General features: G+C 38.3%; 1 protein-coding gene. It reads left to right on the top strand.

Annotated features, from left to right (window positions below; all coding sequences use genetic code 11):
* Positions 1–41: 41 nt before the first annotated feature.
* Positions 42–1,409: sodium-dependent transporter (locus E1176_RS01005; protein ID WP_155208728.1), on the top strand; the 1,368-nt coding region annotated here is incomplete at its 3' end.

Raw genomic sequence — 1,409 nt, 5'->3', positions numbered from 1 at the left:
AAAAATGTACATATTTTCAGCGCTTCAAATCAAAATAGACTATGGCAAATAGAGGTGGATTCTCAAGTAAATTGGGTTTTATATTAGCTGCAGCAGGTTCGGCTGTGGGATTAGGAAATATCTGGAAATTTCCTTTCGAAGTTGGTAATGGAGGCGGAGCAGCTTTCCTTGTAATGTACTTGATTTTCTGTTTTATTCTCTGTTTTCCTGTGATGGTAACAGAGATTGCTATTGGTAGAAAAACACAAAGAAACCCTGTCGGAGCATTTAGATCTCTAGGGCATAAAAACTGGACGTTCGTAGGGCGTTTAGGTATCTTAAGTGGGGTTTTAATCTTATCATTTTACAATGTAGTGGCTGGTTGGTCATTTGGATACTTTGTAGAGATGGTCATGGGCCATTTTGAAATTGGTCAGAAATTTCCTGATTATATAAAAGACATTTTTACAGTAGGCGGTTATGCTATTTTCTTTATGATAGCCACTGCATTTATTGTATCTAAAGGTATTTCTGGAGGTATTGAGAAAGCAGCTAAAATATTAATGCCTACCCTTATATTAATGATTTTAGCTTTGGTGGCTTATTCACTTACCCTGCCACACGCATTTGATGGTATCAAATTTTACCTTGTTCCTGATTTTTCTAAACTTACAATGGGAGTTATGGGAAGTGCCTTAGGACAGGCGTTCTTCTCATTATCGCTTGGTATGGGTGCGCTCATTACTTATGGTAGCTATGTGGGTAAAAGAGATAACATCGTGTCTTCAGCAGCTTTTATTACTCTTGCAGACGTAGGGATCGCTTTCATCGCAGGCCTTATGATGTTCCCATTTGTGGCCTACTTATCTGAAGGTACCATGGAAGGAGCCGGCTCTGGAGCGGGTTTAATATTTACTATTCTACCTGGTGTTTTTGAAAGCTTAGGCACTACACTTGGTACTATTGTAGGATCTTTCTTCTTCTTACTCCTTTCATTTGCAGCACTTACTTCCACAGTTTCTCTTTTAGAAGTACCTGTGTCTTACGTAGTAGATGAGTTTGAAGTTAGAAGAACTAAAGGTGTTTGGATCGTTGCCTTAGTAATATTTGTAGTAGGACTACCATCTCTGGTTGGAAATGGTTACTCAGAGTTTTTTACCAACTTCATCACATACTTTGGTGCCGAGAACGCTACTGATTTTATGACATTTATTGGGCATGTGGCCAATGATACTTTCTTACCGTTGGGAGGTTTCTTAATTGTAAGTTTTGCTGCCTACGTATGGAAGAAAGAAAACTTAAATGCCGAAATATCACAAGGCTTCGAGAGTTATGAAGGTTCTTTCGTTCAGAAGTATATCAACTTTGCCATTACATTCATCTGCCCTACTATATTAGGAGTATTGTTTATACTTACGTTGTTTCAAACC

This window comes from Fulvivirga aurantia, assembly GCF_009711475.1.
GTDB lineage: Bacteria > Bacteroidota > Bacteroidia > Cytophagales > Cyclobacteriaceae > Fulvivirga > Fulvivirga aurantia.
Note: the sequence above shows the minus strand (reverse complement) of the source record. Positions and strands in the feature narration are given on the sequence as shown.